This is a genomic window from Hymenobacter agri (genome assembly GCF_054778495.1).
In genome coordinates this window covers 1-1,116 of sequence record NZ_BAAGZM010000954.1, presented here as the reverse complement: position 1 = coordinate 1,116, position 1,116 = coordinate 1, and the positions used below count along the sequence as shown (strand labels likewise).

Annotated in this window: 2 protein-coding genes; both read right to left on the bottom strand. The window is 65.0% G+C overall.

Annotated features, from left to right (window positions below):
- Positions 1-230 (bottom strand): alcohol dehydrogenase catalytic domain-containing protein (locus tag ACYVDE_RS23665; RefSeq protein ID WP_460503979.1); only part of this gene is annotated, 230 nt, incomplete at its 3' end.
- Positions 231-415: 185 nt separating this feature from the next.
- Positions 416-1,116 (bottom strand): rhomboid family intramembrane serine protease (locus ACYVDE_RS23660; protein ID WP_460503978.1); only part of this gene is annotated, 701 nt, incomplete at its 5' end.

The following is a 1,116-nucleotide window of genomic DNA, read 5'->3' as shown; positions in this document are numbered from 1 at the left end:
GCCTCGGCGGGCACGCCGGAGCCGTGGGCGGCGACCTCGCCTGCGCCATCGGCCCCGAGGGTGCAGGGCAGCTTGATGCCGGCGTACTTGCCGTCCTGAATGAAGACATCGCGGTGGTTGAGGGCGGCGGCGCACAGCTTCACCAGAATTTCGCCCGGGCCGGGCGTGGGTGTGGGGATGTCGCGCAGCGTAACCGGCTGGTGGATGGCATCGAGTTGAATGGCTTTCATATTTTCAATTGGCAATGAGCAATGAGCAATGAGCAATGAGCAAAAGGAACGTCATGCTGAGCGCAGCGGAGCGAAGTCGAAGCATCTCTACCGTGCAACTAATCAATAATAATGGCAACGAAGCGAGCGAGATGCTTCGACTCCGCTCCGCTGCGCTCAGCATGACCGTTCTCGCTAACTGCTTTCTACTTCTGCGGTTCGTCGTGCCCCGCCAAATGCTCGCCGCCACCTTTCAGCCCCAGCAGCGCTAGCGGACCGGCGAGGAACAAGCCCGTGGCCAGCCCACCGAGGTGGGCGGCATTATCCACGTTGCCGCTGAGGCCGGATAGCAGATTGCTCAGCACCAGGTAGAGCACCAGCCCGAGCATGGCGCGGCGGTCGGACTTATCGAGCACCAGCTTTTTGCTGATGAGCAGCACCAGCAGCAGGCCGTAGAGCCCGAAAATGGCCCCACTGGCCCCTACCGAGTTGATGCCATCGGCGTGCCACCACAGGCTGGCCAGGCCGCCGCCGATGCCGCTGGTCAGGTACACCAGCAGCAGGCGCAGCGGCCCGGTACGGTCTTCGAGCAGCAGGCCCAGCAGCCAGAGCGAGAACATGTTCATGAGCAAATGCGACAGGCCGGCGTGCACGAACTGGTGCGTGAGCAGCCGCCAGGGCTGCCCGTGTAGCGTGAGGCCCGACACGTTGGAGCCCCAGAGCACCAGCTGGTGCCCGGTGGGCTCGGAGGCCGACACGCCGCCCACCAGCACCATCAGCCCGAAAACCAGCAGGCAGGCGTCAATCAGCAGCGGCGTGGCCAGGAAGCGGCGCGACGGGATAAGCAGCCCGCGTAGCAGCTGGCCCAATAGCTGCGGCCAGGTTTCGGGCGGGGCGGGCGGCGGCG